This window comes from Pseudoalteromonas sp. ABE4_541, assembly GCF_056312285.1.
In genome coordinates this window covers 15,600-36,400 of record NZ_JBSVEM010000029.1, presented here as the reverse complement: position 1 = coordinate 36,400, position 20,801 = coordinate 15,600, and the positions used below count along the sequence as shown (strand labels likewise).

The window sequence follows — 20,801 nt, the reverse complement described above, 5'->3', positions numbered from 1 at the left end:
AAGCTTTTTTACTGCTCCCCAGCTATTGCCTGATCGATTTTTTTAGTTCGCTCATCCATAAGTTTTTGAATGTTTTTCGCATCCATCATTAACTGTTTTACATCGGTAGGTGACAACGCGGATGGATTCTTAAGCTGCGAGTCTATTTGCGCCTTACGTGCAGCCAATTCTTTGAGGATAGATGTGTCTTCTGCGGCCATTACCGTAATGCGGCTGGGATCTAGGGCATGCGTTTGACTTGCGCCTTGGCTGTTCGGTTTGTCGGAGTAAACCCAATTGCCATTTTTGTCTTGCCACTTGTAAATCGTGCCACTCGTTGAAGATGCATTAGAGGACGCTTCACTCGTAGTTGCTTGTTCAAGTGTATTATTTAAGGCCTGTTTCGCATCCAAATATTGCTCTGTTGCCTTTTGCTGAACCTGCTCGCCGACATCCCCTATGTCTAACCAAGGCTTACCATCTGGTCGCTTCAATACAGTTAACGAAGCCAACCCCACTAACATGGCCATAATCATTAAATAACTAAAATACTTCACGAGCTTACTCCTACTTCTACCAGAGTAACAGCATACACCCGTCGAAATAAAAAAGCACAACCGAAGTTGTGCTTTTGCGCCTCCTCCATGGCTGGAGAATGTTTAAATGCCGTCCCCGTCAATGTGTAATCCACATTCACGATTTAATCCAAAGAAACGTGTTTCTTCTTCTGTCATGCCAGGTTCTAGTTTGCGCGTGGTATGCACATCGCCCATTGACACGTAACCCTCTTCCCACAAAGGGTGATATGGCAAATCGTGCTTAGTTAGGTACTGATATACATCTCGGTTATTCCATTCGATGATAGGATAAACCTTCACCGTACCGCGACTAATTTCTAATATTTGCTTATCCGCACGAGTTGATGATTGGTCGCGTCTTAAGCCACTAAACCAAGTGCCTGCGCCAAGCTCTGTTAACGCACGCGTCATCGGCTCAACTTTATTTAACGTGTTGTAATGCTTGATCCCATCTTGACCCTGTTCCCATAACTTACCGTATTTAGCTTCTTGCCAAGCTGGGCTAAGTGGAGAACGATAAACTTGCAGATTGAGGTTCAAGCGTTCCGTTAAATAATCAACAAACTGATAAGTCTCTGGAAATAAGTAACCTGTATCAGTTAGCACCACAGGAATATCGGCACGCTCTGAGGTCACGAGGTGTAACATCACAGCAGCCTGAATACCAAAGCTGGAAGACAAAAATGCGGTATCGGGCAAATTTTCTAGCGCCCATGCAACACGCTGTTGTGGCGTCATTGGCAACAGCAATTCGTTGGCTTGTGCCAACAGTGATTGCTGCTGCTCACCACTTAACTGTAATAGTTGTTTATATTCACTCATGCTCATTCCCAATTGGCAAGCCAAGCTTGCCAAAATCACCTATTCGTTACGCGTGAAAGTCGGTTTTCGATACCTTCACTTCAGCCACAATGCCTTGACGGATCACAAAGTCACCAAAACATTCGTTCTCATGGCGTTCATTCACCCATTGGCCAATCAATTCATCCAGTGCAGGTAGATAAACATCCTCACCAACGTTTTCTAAGTACAGTTTAGGCACACGGGTACCTTCGCGGTTACCACCAAGATAAACGTTATATTTACCTAGGCCTTTACCCACTAAACCAACTTCAGCAAGCATCGCTCGGCCACAGCCGTTAGGGCAGCCTACAACACGTAAAATAATGTTGTCTTCACTCACGCCATGTTTTGCAAGTAACCCTTCTACATTGGTTACTAAGTCAGGCAAATAGCGCTCGGCTTCTGCCATGGCTAATGGACAAGTTGGTAATGCCACACAGGCCATCGAGTTTTTACGCTGCTCACTATGGGCATCATTAATTAGGCCGTGTTCACGAGCAATTTGTTCAATTTGCGCCTTTTGCTCAGCAGGGACTCCGGCAATGATCAAGTTCTGGTTTGCCGTCATACGGAAGTCACCTTGGTGAATTTCGGCAATCTTGCGACAGCCCGTTTTCAAAGGTTTATTCGGGAAATCTAAAATACGGCCATTTTCGATGAACAAAGTAAGGTGATGCTTGCCATCAATGCCTTCAACCCAACCGAAGCGATCGCCACGGTGCGTGAATTCATAAGGGCGGCTTTGTTCAAATTCTACGCCTGCGCGTTTTTCCACTTCGGCTTTGAATGCATCACTGCCAAATGTATCTAGGGTATATTTGGTTTTCGCATTTTTACGATTGACACGGTTACCCCAGTCGCGCTGAACTGATACTACGTGCTCGGCAATTTTCAGCGTATGCTCAAGTGGAATAAAACCAAAATCGTCCGCTTTACGCGGGTACGTGTTCACATCGCCATGAGTCATGGCTAAGCCACCCCCAACCAGCACGTTAAAACCTACGAGCTTGCCATTTTCAGCAATTGCCACAAAGTTCAAGTCATTAGCGTGTACGTCCACTTCGTTGTTTGGTGGAATGGTGACTGTGGTTTTGAACTTACGCGGTAAGTAAGTTGAACCTAAGATAGGCTCTTCTGTTGTTTCTGTCTTTTCACCATTGAGCCAAATTTCGGCATACGCTTTAGTGTGAGGCAGTAAGTGCTCAGAAATCTTTGCAGCCCATTCGTACGCCTCTTGGTGTAGTTCTGATTCAACAGGGTTAGTGGTACACAGTACGTTACGGTTAACGTCTCCCGCCGTCGCAATAGAGTCAATGCCCACACTATTGAGCATTTGATGCATGTCTTTAATGTTTGGCTTCAATACACCATGAAATTGGAATGTTTGACGCGTCGTTAAACGAATGCTGCCATACATTGATTTTTCTTCTGCGAATTTATCAATTGCTAGCCACTGGCTAGGCTTGATAATACCGCCCGGCATGCGAGCACGAAGCATCACGTTATGTAATGGTTCAAGCTTTTGCTTAGCGCGCTCCGGACGTATATCACGGTCATCTTGCTGGTACATGCCGTGGAAGCGGATCAGCTGGAAGTTATCTGCGGTAAAACCACCGGTTAACTGATCGCCCAAATCTTCTTGTATCGTGCCACGCAAAAAATTACTTTGCGTTTTTAAACGCTCGTTATCTGCAAATTTTGCATTTGAGTCTAACTTGCTATTTGGTTTGTTATCTGAATTGCTCATGGTGTTTCCTAAAATTTCTCTCGACGGTCAGTGACGTGATCAGTACACGTCTTTTTGATAACGATGTGCAGCTCGCAGCTCTTTTAAATATTGCTCTGCTTGCTCATCATCTTTGCCACCATGAGCTTTAACAATATCCAACAAGGCTTGATGTACATCTTTTGCCATGCGGTTTGCATCCCCACACACATAGAAGTGGGCACCCTTTTCTAACCACGCAAACACCTCTTCACCTTTTTCAAGCAAACGGTCTTGAACATAGATTTTTTGAGCTTGGTCACGACTAAATGCCAAATCAACTTTGTTCAATAAACCAGACTTCACATACCCCTGGATCTCTGTTTGATATAAGAAATCCTGTGTAAAGTGTGGGTTACCAAAGAACAACCAATTATCACCCTGTGCATCACGTGCTTCACGCTCTTGTAAAAAGGCTCTAAATGGCGCAATACCTGTGCCCGGACCCACCATGATCACCGGTGTATTATCATCAGCAGGTAAACGGAAATTATCATTATGCTCACTGAACACTTTAACATTAACGCCTTCCTCTGCTCGGTTTGCTAAGTAACCCGAGCAACCACCAAAATGCTGCTCGCCAAATGCATCAAATTCAACCAAACCAACCGTTAAATGTACTTCTTCTTCCACTTCAGCTTGGCTCGATGCAATTGAATACAAACGTGCTTGCAGCTTGCGACAGCAATCTACTAACGCTTGTGCATCAATGTCTGCTGGGTTTTGTTTGATAATGTCGAAGATCTGACGGGCTTCAATGTACTCTCGTAATGCTGCTTTATCTTCTACTAATTTTTGTAGCTCTGCGTTATTGGTCGCTTGCGCGTACTTTTCAACAAAGCCAGGGTAAGATTGCGTCAACTCTAGTTTTTCAATCAACGCTGTACGTACATCTAGTTTTTCACCTAACAACTCAACCGAGCTTGCAGCATCAATTTTGAGTGCATCAAGTACTTGGTCAACCAACACTTCGTCATTTAGGAAGTACACACCTAACGAGTCACCTGGTGTATAGGTAATATCAGAACCTTCTAGTGAAATCTCAATATGGCGTACATCTTTAGTTGAATCACGACCGGTAATTTTTTGCACCACACTGAGTTCTGCCGCAAATGGGTTTTGTTTTGTGTACTGACTTGCCACCGCACCTGCAGAAGCAAATGGCATGCTCACTACATTATTACCTGCATCGTTTTGCTGTGCTTTTAACTCAGGTTCAAACACATCAAGTGCGCCAACTATCCATTGCTGTGCTTGCTCTTCGTAATCCACATCTAGATCGGCACGGGCAAATACGACTTCGGCGCCGAGTGCATTCAAGCGCGCTTCAAAATCTTTGGCTGTTTGGCAGAAAAACTCATAGCTGGTATCACCTAAACCGATTACGGCCACTTTTACGCCATCTAGTTTAGGTGCTTTCTTACTGGCTAAAAATGCATGCAGTGCTTCTGCATCTTCAGGTGGTTCACCCTCGCCGTATGTAGAGACCGCAATAGTCAGGAATTTCTCTTTTTTCAGTGCTGAGGTTTTATAATCAGCCATGTTGACAAGTTTCGTCGCAATACCCCGAGATTCAGCTTGCTCTTTAAGCTTACTCGCCACAGATTTAGCATTACCTGTTTGCGAACCAAATAAAATCGTCAAAGGTGCCGACTCTGATGCGATAGCGCCAGGATTGGCCCCCATCGCACCCGATAAAGCCGCAGTATTAGCATTAGCAGCCAAGTAACCACTGACCCAAGCTTGTTGAATTGGATTGAGCTCAGCCACTAGCCCCTGTAATTTTTGCACTTGCTCTTGCGTAAGCGGGCTTGCCGCAGCACTGAGTTGACCTAACAACATTGATTAATCCCCGTAACCCTAAAACATCTTTTGCGTAGATTGGTGTCTCACTTGCCAACAAAGCGAAAGCAAGTTTTTCGATGTGTGCAGGATACTGCGCGCTAGCCGCAACAAGAAAGACAAAGATCTGCTTTTATATTCCATTTAGTTATGAATAACAAAAAAACCCAAAGAAAACAGATTAAAAGATTTGCTTTAAAAATGAACGCTCTAATATTAACATTGCCGCAACAAAGGTTCAGTAAGCTCGGCCTTTGTTTAAATAAATTCAAAAATATAATTATTATTAAATGAGATTAAATAATGAAACACGGGAAAAACTTCTATAAACATAGAGTTGTGCTAGGTCTTGCGGCAATCACCCTTAGTCAGAGTGCGATTGCGCAAGTCGCTAATGGCGATTTTGAGAATTGGCAACAAAACTTACCTGCACAATGGACAACAATTGACAGTGGCATTAGCATCAATGCAACAAGCTCAATTGTTAAATCAGGGCAGAACGCCGCGCAAATTACCGTCAACACGGGAACGCAAAGCAACACTGACTTACTGCAACAAGTTGCCGTACAAGCAGGACAAACCTATAACTTCAGTACTTGGGTTTATCACACTGAAGGAGGTGTAAAAGCAAGGCTAGTCGTTAACGGTTATCATGGCTATTCCGACCCATTTACGCTAAACCAGTGGCAGCAAATAAGTTACACCTATACCGCCACAGCCGATACCAATATCAATGTCGGCCTACGTTTTTACGATGTGAGTGGCTTTGATGGTAGCGAAACCGTTTATATCGATAACTTTCAACCAACGACGTCGCCTACAACCCCACCGACTACTCCCCCCACTTCCTGCCAAGCAACGACTTTAAACCTCTCCCTCACCACCGATGGATATGGCAGTGAAACTAGTTGGACACTCACCAATGCTACAAATCAACAAATTGCTGCGGGTAATAACTATGCGAGCAACACTACGCATAACGAAGCGCTTTGTGTCAGCGATGGTGACTATACCTTTACCATATTTGATAGTTATGGCGATGGCCTATGCTGTAACTTCGGTAATGGCGCATACACGCTAACCGGGCCACAAGGTGAGATAGCATCTGGCAGTAGCTTTGCTAGCCAGCAGCAGCATAGCTTTACCATTGGTGGTGGCACAGATGACGGTGGTAACACCACACCTACCGATCCAAGTGAATATTATGCTTCTACTGCTGGCCTAACGGGCTACGCATTAAAAACACAACTTCACACGATTATTAGTAGTCACAATTCACAAGGTTATAGTGCTATTTGGCAATTTATTGATCAGTATGAGCGCGACAATTACTTTGAAAAGGACAACTCTGTTTTGGACCGCTACTCTGAAAAACCTAATGCCGCGGACTCTATCACCTATGTTGCCGTGACTGACCAATGTGGTTCTTACTCAGCTGAAGGTGGCTGTTATAATCGTGAACACTCATTCCCGAAAAGTTGGTTTGGCGGTAAAATAGAACCAATGAATTCTGACATTCATCACATTTTTGCTACCGATGGTTTTGTTAACTCTAAACGCAGTAATTATCCTTTTGGTGAAGTAAGCAGCGCGATTTATACCTCAAGCAACGGCAGTAAACTGGGCACAGCAACAAGCACGCTAAATTATACTGGCACTGTGTTTGAACCTATTGATCAGTTTAAAGGTGACTTTGCCCGTGCATACTTCTACATGGCAACCCGCTACCAAGATGTGATCGGTTCTTGGCAAAACAATACAACCTACAGCGATGCTGTGCTTAATGGTACTTCGGACCAAGTGTTCGAGCCTTGGGTTGTTGCAATGTTGCTGCGCTGGCACCAAATGGACCCGGTTGATGATTTAGAGCGAGCTCGTAACCAATCGGCACACCAATTCCAAGGTAACCGTAATCCGTATGTAGACCACCCAGAATTTGTTCAACAAATTTGGTAAATAAAAAAAGCCACCCATTGGGTGGCTTTAACCTTTCGCTTCTAACTAGGGTTATTAAATGAATAAAAAAAGCGACCTAATCCATCAGGTCGCGAACCGACTCAACGGGGAGTTAACGAGGGTTGATTGTTAAGGGAGATAACGTGATCTTCGCATTACCACTGGCGCCCATATGGCCTGTATAATTTTGTCCTTCAAACAGCGTATAAAATACATCCACATAGTCATCGTCATTAGTAAACCAAGAATCAGGCATCGCTTTTATCAGCTGATTGGTCAACTGTGGAATAATCGCATAGCCTTGCACATTTGGATCTGGGATGGTGCGCATCACTTGTGTCACAATATCCAAGAATGTCGTCGCCAGCGTTTTATAATTGGTGTTGTCGTCCTGCTCCATGAGTAATACATCCGCAGCTTGCCAACGATAGCGTTCCCAATGGATTAGAATTTGGTTTGGTGTGTAGTCTTGCTTGTCGTGATCAAGATACGGCATATCTACAATATCGAGTACAGGTTCATCACGACTTGGGCTTACACCCGTTACCACTGCATACACTTCTGCTGCGCCTGAAATCCAAGGCTCTTGATCATTATTCAAACGAATGCGGTTAAGCACACTGGTTGAAATTGGTTCTTCTGCCGTCGAAGCCTGCGTTTGCACCTGTGGTTGACTCAAGCGTTTTGCAAACTCACGTTTCATCACGACTAAACCTTCTTGAAGGCTTTTTTTACCGTCGACTTCAACAACTAATACAGGTTGCGATGGCATCGTATGCGCATCTAATAGATGGACATTGCCCTGCGCATCAAATGCTTCAATATATGTCCAACTCTTATCGTCACCTTTTGGCGCGAAAGCCACAAGTGCAGGTTCACCTTGCTGCCATGCTTTAAGCATCTTTTTATCTGCCAAACGCAACTGGTAAATGGACTCAGTTGACTGCGACAAACCTTTCAACTCGCGTGTATATTCGGTTGCACTATCTACCTGAGTAGCCAGTGAACCCGATGCAAGCTGAGAGCTAAGTGGTACTTGAACACGATATTCACTCATTTGCGCTTGCAGTTGTACCGATAACTTCGGTAACTGTTTTGCAACTTGCTGTGCGAGCTGCTTCTTCATTTGTGCAATCTGATCGCCAGCAGGGTTGTACATATCCAATGCTGGGAATGTGCTTTGGATTGATACATCTTGCTTTGCATTACTAGATGCAGACATCGCCATCATAAGTGCAGGCAGAGCTGATAATGTTAGCTTTGTTATTCTTTTCATATTCTACTCCTGACAATAATCCGTGTGTTTGAGTAGATGAAGATAAAACTTATTTAAAAATTTATCAACCTGTTAATTTAAAATTAACAAAAATAATTTTATAGGTACTTATCTTCCACTAAATAGAACTATGTCATTTTAGCTTAAGTACATTAGAGTCTTATTTATTAAGGCTTGGAGGTGTTTATAAGGCTAGCTGGGGCATCACTAGCCTAGGAATATATCAGATAGAGCGATTACTCAACAGGGTAAAGGGTAATTTCAATGCCAGCACCAATAGCGGAAATCCTTAACAAAGTATCCACGTGTAACGCCTGAGAGTAACACTTTGGTGAAGTGCCTGAGTTAAAACCAATATCAAAGGTCCGTTTTGTACATGATAACCATTGTTTTAAAGCGGGTTTAGAGCATGACTCGATTAACTCGCACAAGTGGTTAATTGCCTTATCGGGGCTGGTCACCTCAACATCGGCTTCCACTCGCGCTAACTGGCGATACTCATCTTGATCATAGTGCAAAACAATCGCATTCTTTTTCAGATCATTTACCAAAGCGCTAATGTCATGTTTTGACTCTAACTCTAAATCGACGTTTAAAAACTGGATCTCTGACATGTTGACTGTAATACCTACGGTTGACTACAAAGTAATGGCTAAACTACAAGTGTAACCAACTAAGTAGCAACTGGCTATAGCAACCTAAACTCTGACTATAGCTACTTTGAACATATTTAAGGGCATCATAAAAAGCGAGTACCAGTATCTGATACAAAATATCCCCTATATGTTGCCTTTGTCAGTACGTCTTGCTAATTTGAGAGTAACTAAATAAACAAATGATCAACATGAAAAAGACCAATTTCATATCAATTTGCTTCTTGTCAGTGCTTGCCTGCACACAATTAACGGCGTGTGGCGGCGGTAGTGGCGGTGGAGCAACCAATAACCTGGATAACGGGCAAACACAGTCGCCACCTGACGCGACATGGCAAGCCGGTGTATTTAAACCTGCTACTACATTCGCGAATTACTGTGAGAACCCACGTGCGGGCATAGATCCTTTTTTAAATACATCCTATCCAGATAAAGCGGGATCACAGCAATTAGAAAAAATGTGGGCTCGTTCATTTAGTCACGAAACTTATTTATGGTACGACGAATTACCGGATCCAAATCCCAATGATTTCGAGTCGACAGTCTCTTACTTTGATATTTTGCGCACAACAGCAAAAACGGCATCAGGTAAGGATAAAGATCAGTTTCACTACTCTGAAAGTTATGAGGATTTCCAGAAAGAATCTCAATCTGGTGTAGTGGCAGGTTATGGCGTGCGTTGGGCATTTATCAGTAATACCCCACCGAGGGTACTCAAGGTTGCATTTACACAAGATGGTTCACCAGCCGATCTTGCAGGCCTTTTACGAGGCGATAGTGTGACTGCCATTAACGGCGTCGATATTAATGACACCAGCACGAGTGGAGTGGACACGCTCAACGCGGGATTAACACCGAAACCGGGTGAGTCACATATATTTACCATCAGCCGAGTCAATGCAGACACAGGAACAGCAGAGCAACTCGACGTCACACTCGTAGCAGGTGATATTGAATCCACACCGGTACAAAATGCTCATATCACCAATATCGGCGACCGTAAGGTTGGTTATGTACAATTTAACCAGTTCATTTCTGTAGGTCAGCGTCCACTTATCGAGGCATTTAAAAACTTTGCCAACAATGGTATCGACGATTTCGTACTGGATTTACGCTATAACGGCGGTGGCTTAGTCGATATGGCAGCGCAACTGGGTTATATGCTTGCGGGCCCTAATCTAACTCAGGCTGGCCCAAATAGTAGCAGCAAAGTTTTCAGCGCGACCACATACAATGACAAACTCAGTGCACAGAATAAGTATCTTGGTTTTGGCTATCGAGCAATAGATTGGGATGCTGAAGTCTACTTGGATGAAGTGCTACCTAGTGTTAACTTAGATACTGTATACATACTTGCTACAGACAACACATGTTCGGCAAGTGAATTAGTAATAAACGGTTTACGCGGTATTGATGTCAACGTTGTCCTTATTGGTTCGCAAACCTGTGGTAAGCCTTATGGTTTCTACCCAACGCCAAATTGTGGAGAGGTTTTTTATACCGTGCAATTTAGAAGCGAAAATGCCAAACAATTTGGTGATTACGCCGATGGCTTTACGCCAGTCCCAGCCAGTGAAAACAATACCGAAGTAGGTTTGTCGACACGTGTGTCTGGTTGCCAAGTGGCTGATGACTTTACTCATCCACTAGGTTCAGCGAATGAAGCCATGTTCGCAGCCGCATTAACACACATTCAAACGGGCCAGTGCCCTAAACCTGCCCTAACTCAACAGAATGTCGCAGCTAAAGGGGTGACATGGAGTGTGCAGGGGCCGGCATTAGAACTGCCTTTCCATCCGCTCAGAAATGGTTCGGTTTTGCTGCAAGTGAAAGAGCAGAACTAATGACTCATCGTCCTATTGCTTGTTCAATTGTGATATTGCTCGCAACGCAGGTTGGCTGTCAACACAGCCAACCTGTGTTGCCTACTCCAGCCTTATTTACTGATCAGAACCCAGCTAACAAGGTCAAAGTACAGCAAGCTATTGTTGCTTTAAAAGGCGGTTTTGCCCCGCGTATCGCTGATAATGTATTTACTTTACGCAGCTCTTTGCTTTTAGAGCATGGCACAAGTGAATCAAGTTATGGCAAGCCCATTTTGGGCACACACAACTTATCGATTAAGCGCTTTGAGCTACAACTTCGTGGTAAAGACTGTGTACTGTATTACGCAAAAACCGATTCATATGTGGCGTTAAGCGATGTAAACTGCATCGCAGAACAAGCATCAAGCAGTGGCAATTAACTGCAATACTAATAATAGCTAAGCAGATAATTAGGCTTAACACCGAATATGAATTATCAACAATCCTTTGAACTTACACCACAATTAAACTTTCCTTACTTTTGCTGTGCCTTCGACAAGTCAGAATTTCAAGCGAACGACTTTGTTACTCATGGCGTGCTATTCCCTGAAAAACTCAATAAGGCCGTTGATAAACGCAAAGCAGAATATTTAGCGGGTAGAATATGCGCGCGCCAAGCGTTGCAGCAATTAGGGGTCATCAATGCGCAAATCAATAATGCAAATGACCGAGCGCCGATCTGGCCGCAAAGCACATTAGGAAGTATCAGTCACACGCAAAATATTGCCATTGCGATGGTTGCACCTTCACAACAACTCACGGGAATTGGGATTGATATTGAACGACACATGTCTCAAAAACAAGAAGATGAGCTACAAAAACAGATATTACACCCGTTAGAAGTTGCGCAATTTACCGCCTTAGGTGAACGAGTAAGCTGCCCCTTGACGGTGATGTTTTCAGCCAAAGAAAGTATCTATAAGGCGCTTTATAGCAGCGTTAAACGTTTTTTTGGTTTTGATGCAGCACAGCTTATCGATTTCAATGACAATCAACTGTTCTTTAAAATCACCGAAACACTCAGCTCTGAAGTCCCTATCAATACGCAAGTAACAGTACTTTACCAAATCAGTGAACACTATGTGCTTACTGAGTGCGCTTTTAAATTGGATAACTAGGGCGCTGCTCAAAAAAACAAGGCCCGCAAATGCAGGCCCTTTGAACTACAAGTAATGAATAATTACTGACGCTTTACCTTCACGCGTTCCGTTGAAGTGATATTCGCTTCTACACGACGGTTTTGCGCATGTGCTTCTTTGGTCTTAGCGGAGTTTTTCAAACGCTCTTCACCATAACCAATGGTCGAAATACGACTTGCATCGATACCATCTTTGATTAACTCTTTTGCAACCGCTTGAGCACGTTTTTCTGATAGCATCTGGTTGTATTTTGCATCTCCAATAGACGATGCATGACCTTCTAATACAACTGTCGCGTTGGCATGTGCTTTCATGAATTCTGCCACTTCATTGATATCATCAAAGTACTGCTGTTTCACCATAGCGACGTCATGAGAGAAGCGTACCAGTAAAGTCACCGATGTTTGGCGCTCTTCGTATTTTGTACAACCAGAAGCATCGACTGCCTCAGTCATTGGCGTGTCAGCACAACGATCATCACCGTCCATTACACCATCTTTATCGCTGTCTTTAGCAACGGGTTGCTCCACTGGCGCCGGTGCAGGTGCTGGCTCCACTTTTTTCATCGGCGCACTTGAGCCAAATGAGTAATTAAGGCCTATTTTTGCAGCTGCATCGGTGTAACCACGATCTAAGCCTTGGTAAATTGCCGCTTCAGCATTCACGAAGAAGTTATTGTTAAAGTAGTGTCGGTAACCCGCACCGATATTTGCAAAAGTTAAGTCGTCATACAAATCAATCGTCTTCAAACCAACAATGCCGTAAAAAGGGCTGTCATCAAAGTGATAAAGCGCATCAATACCATAGCGATCAGCGTCACGTGAGCCCGTACCAGCACCAGATAGGTCAAAGTCCATGTCAGCGTATTCAAAACGCGCACTCCAGCTGTCGCTAAAACGATAGCCAATTTCTGCGCCCCATCCCATTGAATCATCAACGTCTACACTTGCTGCGTCACGAATATCATTCCAGTTGGCATCGTAGTAATCACCAAAAATACCAAAATAGACACCCTCGTTCGCGTTGGCTGATGTTGCAGCCATCACTGCTGCAATTGCTAAACTTATCGATCTTAATTTCATTATTTCGTCCCGTCCTTTCATTTCCAATGTGAGCACAGATAGCTCATGAATTTAGCCCTATAATAGTAGGACATAAATTAATTTTTACTTAACAGGACGCTACTGGCTTAATGTTGATGACCAAATAAAGTTTGATACAGCCCTTCTTCTTGTAACAAGCTTTGATGATCACCCGCTTGAGAAATCTTCCCATCATCAAGTACATAAATTAAATCAGCTTGCTTAATCGCACTTAATCTATGCGCAATTATCAATGTTGTTCTGTTATGTAAAAAATTCTTTAAATTATTGTGTATTCTTGATTCTGTTTCAATATCTAACGCTGATGTTGCTTCATCTAGGATCACCACTTTCGGGTCTGCAAGCACCATTCTTGCAATCGCCAAACGTTGCTTTTGGCCTCCCGACAAACGTACCCCATTTCGTCCAACCAACGCATCTAACTGACCGTCTATTTGTTGTACCGTCTCGTCCAACTCAGCAACACGCAAAGCATGCCAAAGCTCTGTGTCAGTATGGTTATGGCCCAGTGATAAATTATCTCGAATACTGCTATTGAAAAGAATAGGTTGTTGCAAAACAGTAGCAATATTTTCTCTAATCAATTGATAACCAACACTTTCAACATCCTCTCCTGCGATTTTTATGGCGCCCGATTGTTTTTCATAAAGCCCAAGTAGCAACTGCACTAAAGTTGACTTGCCGCCGCCTGACACCGCAACAACCGCCACTTTTTTACCCGCAGGGATCTGCATCGACACTTCTTTTAGAACGGGCTGTTCAGGCTGATAAGCAAAATCTACTTGGTTAAATTCAATGCTGATTTGTGATTGATTAAACACATTACTGACTTTTTCAGGTGCAGGCGCTTCGGTTGCAAATGCAAACACCTGATTTAAACGCTGTAATGCCGCAGAAGCGCCATAATACGCATACTGAATACCGAGTAATTCTTGTACGGGCCCCATCATAAACCACAGATAACCAAATACCGCGAAAATCTGCCCAACGGTGAGATCAGAAAATACCACCATAAACATGGCAACGGCCCTAAACACCTCAAAGCCAAGCAAAAAGACCGTAAAACTCAAGCGGTTTACCGCATCGGTTTTCCACTGAGATTGCACCGCAAAATGCTTTAAATCTTTCGCCGTCGATTTCACATGTTCAAAGTAGGTTGCTTCTCGTCGTACAGCTTTAAGCTGAGAAATAGCGTCCAGCGTTTCCACCAGCGATGATTGAAACGCTTCAAATGCAGCATTTTCTTCTTTCTTTAGATGCTTAACACGTTTACCAAACTGTCTTGAAAAATAGATCACCGCCGGATTCAGTAACAAAATCACCAACCCCAAAGTCAAATCAATCCATAACAACACCACAGCGGTACCAACTATGGTCAGCAAACCTATCAAAAAACGTGATAACGTTTGGCTGATAAAGCCATCTAACGTTTCTACATCGGTAATACACCGCGAACTGATAGCGCCAGCCCCCTGTGTTTCATATTCTTTAAGTTGAACTTGCGGCAAATGCGCTAATAAACGTTCACGAATATTGAGACTGATATCTTTGCCTATAATGGTAAATTGTCGTGACTGGATCACGCCCAATACCAAAGCGCCTAATCGCATACACACGACGGCACACAAAATAGCAATAATGTACACCCCACTTTGCTGCCATTCACTGGGTAAAAAACCGTTTAAAAACGCAATTGCAGGCCCAGGTTGATTGAGTAAAACTTCATCAACCAGCAATGGCATCATCAAGGGAATAGGTACACTGACTAAGGCTGCTAAAAAGGCGATGATATGCGCTATTACTAATGGCTTTTTATGTGCCAAAACCTGATTTTTAATATCCTGCCAGGAAAGTGTTTGTTTCATGAAAAATCCAATACTTAGGTGCCACAAAAGGTCTGATAATTGTCTTCGTTATCACTGGAGTTGGTATAGATTGCCGCCAGTTCTTGATATTTATAAGGGTCATTTAACAGCGGCAACCACTGCGTTAACAAGTCACTCTTGCCATCTTTATAATAGTCGTCAATGACTTGCTCCATGAGCCCATTACGGGGGATCAGCATGGGGTTAGCACCTTGCATTGTTGCAAGTACCAAATCGCATTCAAAAACGGTAATACGCTGTAACCACTTTTGATACCAAATACTCAACGCTTCTGGTATTGAAAAACATGCTATTGGCTGCTCGAGTAATGAGTTAGTGAGCGCTGCAAATGTATTGGTGTAATCAAGTCGGTGTGTTTTCATTGTGCTCAATAGCTCAGACAACAATTCATTGTCCTCCTCTTGCCACGCTAATATCCCTAACTTGCTCGCCCACATCGCTTGATACTGTTGATTGAAGCTTTGTGAAAACACAGTTAATACGTCACTTAATTGCTCTACGGCTTGGCTTTCTTCTGCGTTCATTAAACTCATTAAGCTTTCGGCTAAACGGGCACAATTCCAACTGGCAATTTGTGGTTGCTGACCAAAGGCATAACGTCCATGCTTGTCAATTGAGCTAAATACCTGCTCAAAGGAAAATGATTCCAACATCGCACAGGGGCCAAAGTCGATAGTTTCACCGCCAACTAACGTGTTATCGGTATTCATCACTCCATGAATAAAACCAACGCGTAACCAATGGATCACCAACTTTATTTGCTGCTCGCACACGGCTTTTAAGAATGCCAGAACTCGCTCATTCCCTTGTTCGTCGATGTGCGGATAATAGCGAGCAATGGCCATTTCCATGAGTTTACGCAAACCATCAATATCTTGATTCAGCGCCAAATATTGAAACGAACCAACCCGAATATGGCTACTGGCCACACGGCATACAACCGCTCCTGGTAACCGGGTATTGCGATAAACAGGCTGCTCAGTTGCCACAACCGCCAGGCACTCTGTGGTAGGAACCCCCAACGCCCGCATTGCTTGGCTCATCACAAATTCCCTTACCGCTGGCCCTAGCGCACATAAACCATCACCGCCGCGCGAAAAAGCTGTAGCGCCAGACCCTTTTAACTGCAAGTCATAACTATTACCTTGAGCATCATCGAAACTGCCAATCAAATGCGCACGACCATCACCCAAAGTCGGATTAAAGTGGCCAAACTGGTGACCCGAATAAGCCAAAGCAACAGGCGATGCCCCCTCGAGTGCCGTTCTACCGCTGAGTAATTGATCAGCATCTTGCCTTTTTAGTGGAATAGTAAGACGCTGTGCAACGCTTTCATTCCAAAGTAACAAATGAGCCTCATTACTACGTTGATTGACAAAGTGTGGTGTGGAAGGCACACAAAAAGAAGTGCCCATTCGCGAATACCGGTCGTAAAAAGCCATTATGCATGTTCCTCCACAGGTCGGTTATCGCCCACACTGAACGCAATCAGTTGACTCAATGCTTGTAATGACCAGCCACTTTGCTCGACCAAGTCATTAAAAAATGATTGAGTAGCCTGTAGCGATTTTTTGGATTGTAAGCCGCCATCAATAATCTTGTGCGCGCGCAAATACGTCTCGACATCTTTTGATAATAAAAACGTATCTTTCCCTAACACTCTTAGTGCATATGGGCCCGTGTTGCCACCCAATCGCGCCCCATGTTGTTTTAGATAAAGCCACAACCCCACAATATTATCGGTTGGCCACTGTGCAATAAACTGGGCAAACGAGCCATGTTGCTGCGCCGTTTCATAGATCATCAGACAGTTTTCGGGAATGGTCATCACCTTTTTATGGTTGCGAATAATTCGCTCATCGCTGGCGCGTTGTTCTAGCATTTCAGGCGACATCATGAGTAGCTTTTCAACCTCAAAATTCCAAAAGACTTCTCTAAAGCCAGCCCACTTCGCATCAATCACAGACCAGTAAAAGCCACTTTGAAAAATCTTACGAGTAAACTCTTCCAACCATTGGTCATCACTCAGTGACAACAATTCGTCCGTACTTCTAGGCTCGCTCAATAACGCCCGTAATACAGCCTCTGAACCTTTGCGCTCAGCCGCGCGTTGATAAATTTTTTTGAATTCGCTCATGCTCTTGCCAGCAACTTTTTAATATTAACTAAGGGTAACTGATCTGAGTTTTTGATGTGAACTTTTTAGGTTAATGGAATGGTTATTTTTAGCTAAAAAAATTACGGTTACCTTGCCAATCTTACTAAATATTTAGCACCCAATTTCGTCAACAAAGTACCTAAAGTCGCGCCCTTTGCGCTGGAGAATGAGGACTAACTATGTTGAGTGAATTATCCGCTTTACAATCCATTGATACATCCATTGGAGAATTTGATGCATCAAAACATGCCCTGTTTGCAGCAGGATCACACTGTTATATCACCCACCACCCACAACATCGCTTCACTGTAGGTATAGAAGACCATGAAGCACTGGCTCAACATGTCACACAGGCGCTCGCACAAAATAAAAACGATGACGCGGTTGCTTTCGGTGTATTACCGTTTTGCAAATCGCAAAAAGCGCAATTTATTATCACCGATCAAGTGAAAAAGTACGATAAAGCAACTTTTACTAAATGGTTAAATACCAAAAGCTCATTACATCACCCAAGTATTCCAAATTTAGAACGCGTTGAACATCGTCAATCTCAACAACATTACGAACATGCCATTAATAAAGCCAAAGCGTGTTTTGCCAGCGGTCAATTAGAGAAAATAGTATTAGCAAAACAGTCGGATCTCTATTTTGATAATGCACTACACCCTGATGTGGTATTAGCTAACCTACTCACGCAAAGCAATAGCGGCTTTCACTTCTCGTTTCCAACTGAACAGTGCACGACACTGATGGGCGTCAGTCCCGAGCTGCTGCTACGTAAGCAGGGTGAATCGATTATGAGTAATCCATTGGCGGGCTCAACGAAACGCGTCTGCGACATGGCGCTTGAGTTCAAACGCAAACAGGAGCTCATGGCCTCCAAAAAAGATCGTTATGAACATGCAGTCGTGCTGGCAGAGATGTCGCAAGTACTGCAACCATGGTGCGAAAAACTGAGTATCCCTAGTAACCCCTCTTTACTCAGTACCGCAACCATGTGGCACTTATCAACTGAGATTGAAGGGCAATTGAAAAACCCCGATACACATGTTTTATCTTTGGCTAACCGGTTACACCCAACCCCAGCACTGTGTGGCAAGCCCACTGCAGCGGCCTACCCATGGATTGAGGCTTTAGAAGAAGAAAGTCGCGGCTTTTTCTCCGGGATCGTCGGTTGGTGCGACAAACAAGGTAATGGCGAATGGGTTGTTGTGATCCGCTGTGGCGAACTGAATGACAATCACGCCAAACTATTTGCGGGCGCGGGCATTGTTGCCGCATCCGACCCAACATCAGAATGGTTTGAAACAGAAGCGAAAATGTCGACTATGTTAAACGCCCTTGGTGCAACCAAGCGCTACCACCAGCTAAGCCAAACAGCACTGTTAGAAAGCGCCTAAAAATTGATTGTGACTCTGAGCTAGGTATAAATCACTTGCCTAGCCAGATCCACATAACAAAATGCCCAGCAATATGCTGGGCATTTTTTATAAAAGGCTTAATTATCAGAATTGATATGAGATGTTTGCCTTAATGTTTCTACCAGGCTCATAGTCCATTAGGAATAACTGACCAAATACAGGGTGGAATGACACACCATTTTTAGAAGATTGAGATGAATAGAACTCATCAAATAAGTTATCTACACCCACTCGAATATGCAGGTTCGCAACCGCTTCAGGTTGCCAGTGTGCGCTGATATTGTGAACGTTAAAGCCATCTTTGCTGTTGTCTAAATCAGCACCATACAAGTCTACTCCTTTAGCTACATCGCCTACTGCCATAAAGTCCCAGTTTAAGGTTAGATTGTATGCACTCAGTTGATAAGTAAAATCAGCAGCAAGGGTATCGCCTTGCTCACGCTCTAAACGTGCACCGTGTAATGAGCTATACTGGGCAAATGCATCCAAGTCACTTTCCGATTTAGAGTAAGAGATTTGGAAAGAGAATGCATCCACCGAAAAGCCAGCGTACGTTTCAAAACCTTTGACGGTCATATCACCAACATTGTCTTTCCATGTCTCACGAGGGGCTCCGCCCGGTAAAGCTGCATTATCGAAAATATAGTCATCAATTTGTGTGTTAAACACGGTCGCACCTAAACGCAGTGTTTTATCGCTCGATAGCGCATCTTCAAATGCCACTGATAACTCATTGTTAAGTCCTGTTTCAGCTTCAATATCTGAGTTTAGCTTTTCCCCCAAACCTGCACCGACGAACACTTCACTGATCTCAGGGCCTTTAAATAATTCGGTTGAACTTAACTTCACCATCAGGTTGTCGTTAATCTGGTATTGCGCCGCCAAAGAGAATGAGAATTCAGAAAAGTCGTTATCAACCGTCGCCGCATCAATATCGTAGCTATCGTGTCGAACACCTGGGATCAAAGCAAAGCCATTTCCAAAGTCGATTTTATCTTGTACAAAGAAGGCGAGGTTTTTTGCTGTTTCTTCTGAGTGCTTTGCCCCTCCAGCCGCGATGGCTAAATCATATTGTGTGTCGTGTTTTACGTAATCGATACCGTAAGTAAAGGTATGTTCTTCGGCACCGAACAAACCACTTACCAGTGTTTCTGCAAGTACATTCAAACCACTGTTTTTCGCTTCACCAGTAACGTGACCTGCGTAAGCTTGGAATCTTGGGCTTGGAGATAATGCCCAGCCCGACTCATTTCTATCCAATTCACTGGTATTAGAATACAGGCTAGCTTTTAGTGAAGAGCTATCACCCCAAGTTAAGTCATAGCTTAAAGTCACTGTGTCACGGGTAAATTCTGTCGGCCATAGCAGTGGGATCTGCAAGCTGTTGGTGATCGCCATGTCAGTCGCTAAGCCCATATCAGGACGATAACTATAATCACCCTCGTCCTTATAGGTTTCATAGCTCAATGCAATACGTTGGTTGTTATCTATGTTCCAACCCAGTTTAACAAGTGCGTCGCTGACTTCACCTTCTAAGCCTTTGACTTCACCATTCGTGCCAGCAACTACTTTGTCATCCTGATCGAGAATTTTACCGCCACCCACTTCGTAGTTATCACGCTCTACGTGATTGTAGTAAGCAAGAAAATCTACATCATCGGTCAATAAACCAAAACCCGTTACAGAGTAGTTATGACCCGCATTATCCGCGGCACCAGCCGAAACACGCATGGCAAATCGGTCATCACCGCTTAACAACTCGCGTGCTTGCTTGGTTTCAAAACGTACGGCACCACCCAGACCACCATTGATCACCGAGTTAGTACCCGTTTCAATATCTACTGACTTCAAAATATCGGCATGGATCTGCAAGTTACCCATGTGGTGATACATATAAGTATTTTGCGCTGCACCATCAATAGAAATTTTCAGGTCTTTGTCATCCATACTACGGATAGTAATACGTTGGTTTAATGAGTGAGCACCACCCACATCGATACCAGGAATGGAACGTAGTAGATCAGAGATGTGATCGGCTTGTTTATCGGCAATTTCCTGCTCTTTTAAGTACAGAGCGGATGTTTTGACTGCGGTAGACCAAACTTCAATTTTTTCTATGTTACCTGCATCTGCGAAAGCCGGTGCTGATATAACCCCCGCTAATGCTAAAGCAAGGGTGGAAGGGCGAAAACCTAACTGCTTTGTGCGAGAAACCAACATAAGTATCCTTTAATTTTTAATGTTAATACGAATCACTCGCAATATTGTACACCTTTACTTTTGTTGCTTTCTAAATATTAGTTATGCAAAATCGTCAATCTATTATGATTATTAGAA

Annotated in this window: 16 protein-coding genes; 5 read left to right on the top strand and 11 right to left on the bottom strand. The window is 43.7% G+C overall.

Annotated elements, in window-relative coordinates:
* Positions 1–8: 8 nt before the first annotated feature.
* The 4 genes from ACW689_RS20145 to ACW689_RS20130 form a co-directional block, all read right to left on the bottom strand.
* Complete coding sequence (locus tag ACW689_RS20145) at positions 9–536, bottom strand: DUF4124 domain-containing protein (protein ID WP_476294072.1); 528 nt, start codon at positions 534–536, stop codon at positions 9–11.
* Between the two features lie 102 nt (positions 537–638).
* Positions 639–1,379, bottom strand: coding sequence for a phosphoadenylyl-sulfate reductase (locus tag ACW689_RS20140; RefSeq protein ID WP_476294070.1), 741 nt, complete (start codon positions 1,377–1,379; stop codon positions 639–641).
* 46 nt (positions 1,380–1,425) lie between these two features.
* On the bottom strand, positions 1,426–3,147 hold the full coding sequence (gene cysI / locus ACW689_RS20135) for an assimilatory sulfite reductase (NADPH) hemoprotein subunit (protein WP_476294068.1): 1,722 nt from the start codon (positions 3,145–3,147) through the stop codon (positions 1,426–1,428).
* Positions 3,148–3,186: 39 nt separating this feature from the next.
* A complete protein-coding gene (locus ACW689_RS20130) occupies positions 3,187–5,007 on the bottom strand; it encodes an assimilatory sulfite reductase (NADPH) flavoprotein subunit (protein WP_476294067.1) in 1,821 nt (606 codons plus the stop codon).
* A gap of 303 nt (positions 5,008–5,310) precedes the next feature.
* Here ACW689_RS20130 and ACW689_RS20125 point away from each other — a divergent pair, with 303 nt between their 5' ends.
* Positions 5,311–6,963 carry an endonuclease gene (locus tag ACW689_RS20125; protein WP_476294065.1) on the top strand — a complete coding sequence of 551 codons (1,653 nt, stop codon included), beginning with the start codon at positions 5,311–5,313 and terminating at the stop codon, positions 6,961–6,963.
* A gap of 112 nt (positions 6,964–7,075) precedes the next feature.
* Here the strand turns inward: ACW689_RS20125 and ACW689_RS20120 are convergent, their stop codons facing one another.
* Together ACW689_RS20120 and ACW689_RS20115 are read right to left on the bottom strand one after the other, a co-directional pair.
* Complete coding sequence (locus tag ACW689_RS20120) at positions 7,076–8,239, bottom strand: DUF3103 family protein (protein ID WP_476294064.1); 1,164 nt, start codon at positions 8,237–8,239, stop codon at positions 7,076–7,078.
* A gap of 236 nt (positions 8,240–8,475) precedes the next feature.
* The gene (locus ACW689_RS20115; protein ID WP_476294062.1) at positions 8,476–8,853 is read right to left on the bottom strand and encodes a hypothetical protein; all 378 of its coding nucleotides are present in this window, start codon (positions 8,851–8,853) and stop codon (positions 8,476–8,478) included.
* A 230-nt stretch (positions 8,854–9,083) separates the two neighbouring features.
* Here ACW689_RS20115 and ACW689_RS20110 point away from each other — a divergent pair, with 230 nt between their 5' ends.
* The 3 genes from ACW689_RS20110 to ACW689_RS20100 are packed head-to-tail and all read left to right on the top strand — an operon-like array spanning position 9,084 to position 11,875.
* Positions 9,084–10,736: a S41 family peptidase gene (locus ACW689_RS20110; RefSeq protein WP_476294061.1), complete on the top strand. Its 1,653-nt coding sequence runs from the start codon at positions 9,084–9,086 to the stop codon at positions 10,734–10,736.
* On the top strand, positions 10,736–11,137 hold the full coding sequence (locus ACW689_RS20105; RefSeq protein WP_476294060.1) for a hypothetical protein: 402 nt from the start codon (positions 10,736–10,738) through the stop codon (positions 11,135–11,137). The genes ACW689_RS20110 and ACW689_RS20105 overlap by 1 nt, the downstream gene beginning before the upstream one ends.
* Positions 11,138–11,185: 48 nt before the next feature.
* Positions 11,186–11,875, top strand: a complete 690-nt coding sequence (locus ACW689_RS20100; RefSeq protein WP_476294059.1) for a 4'-phosphopantetheinyl transferase family protein — start codon at positions 11,186–11,188, stop codon at positions 11,873–11,875.
* Positions 11,876–11,937: 62 nt separating this feature from the next.
* Here ACW689_RS20100 and ACW689_RS20095 read toward each other — a convergent pair whose 3' ends face one another.
* From ACW689_RS20095 to ACW689_RS20080, 4 genes are all read right to left on the bottom strand, one after another.
* A complete protein-coding gene (locus ACW689_RS20095) occupies positions 11,938–12,978 on the bottom strand; it encodes an OmpA family protein (protein ID WP_476294058.1) in 1,041 nt (346 codons plus the stop codon).
* 107 nt (positions 12,979–13,085) lie between these two features.
* A complete protein-coding gene (locus ACW689_RS20090; RefSeq protein ID WP_476294057.1) occupies positions 13,086–14,864 on the bottom strand; it encodes an ABC transporter ATP-binding protein in 1,779 nt (592 codons plus the stop codon).
* A gap of 14 nt (positions 14,865–14,878) precedes the next feature.
* Positions 14,879–16,327 (bottom strand): protein adenylyltransferase SelO, encoded by a 1,449-nt coding sequence (locus tag ACW689_RS20085; protein ID WP_476294056.1) that lies wholly within the window; start codon positions 16,325–16,327, stop codon positions 14,879–14,881.
* Entirely contained in the window at positions 16,327–17,022 is a 696-nt protein-coding gene (locus tag ACW689_RS20080; protein WP_476294054.1) for a DNA-3-methyladenine glycosylase I, read from the bottom strand. Before ACW689_RS20080 ends, ACW689_RS20085 begins: the two co-directional genes overlap by 1 nt.
* Before the next feature lie 200 nt (positions 17,023–17,222).
* Here ACW689_RS20080 and ACW689_RS20075 point away from each other — a divergent pair, with 200 nt between their 5' ends.
* A complete protein-coding gene (locus ACW689_RS20075) occupies positions 17,223–18,443 on the top strand; it encodes an isochorismate synthase (RefSeq protein ID WP_476294053.1) in 1,221 nt (406 codons plus the stop codon).
* Between the two features lie 105 nt (positions 18,444–18,548).
* On the opposite strand, the gene ACW689_RS20070 is transcribed toward ACW689_RS20075, so the two are convergent.
* Positions 18,549–20,684, bottom strand: coding sequence for a TonB-dependent receptor domain-containing protein (locus tag ACW689_RS20070; RefSeq protein WP_476294051.1), 2,136 nt, complete (start codon positions 20,682–20,684; stop codon positions 18,549–18,551).
* Between the last annotated feature and the right edge of the window lie 117 nt (positions 20,685–20,801).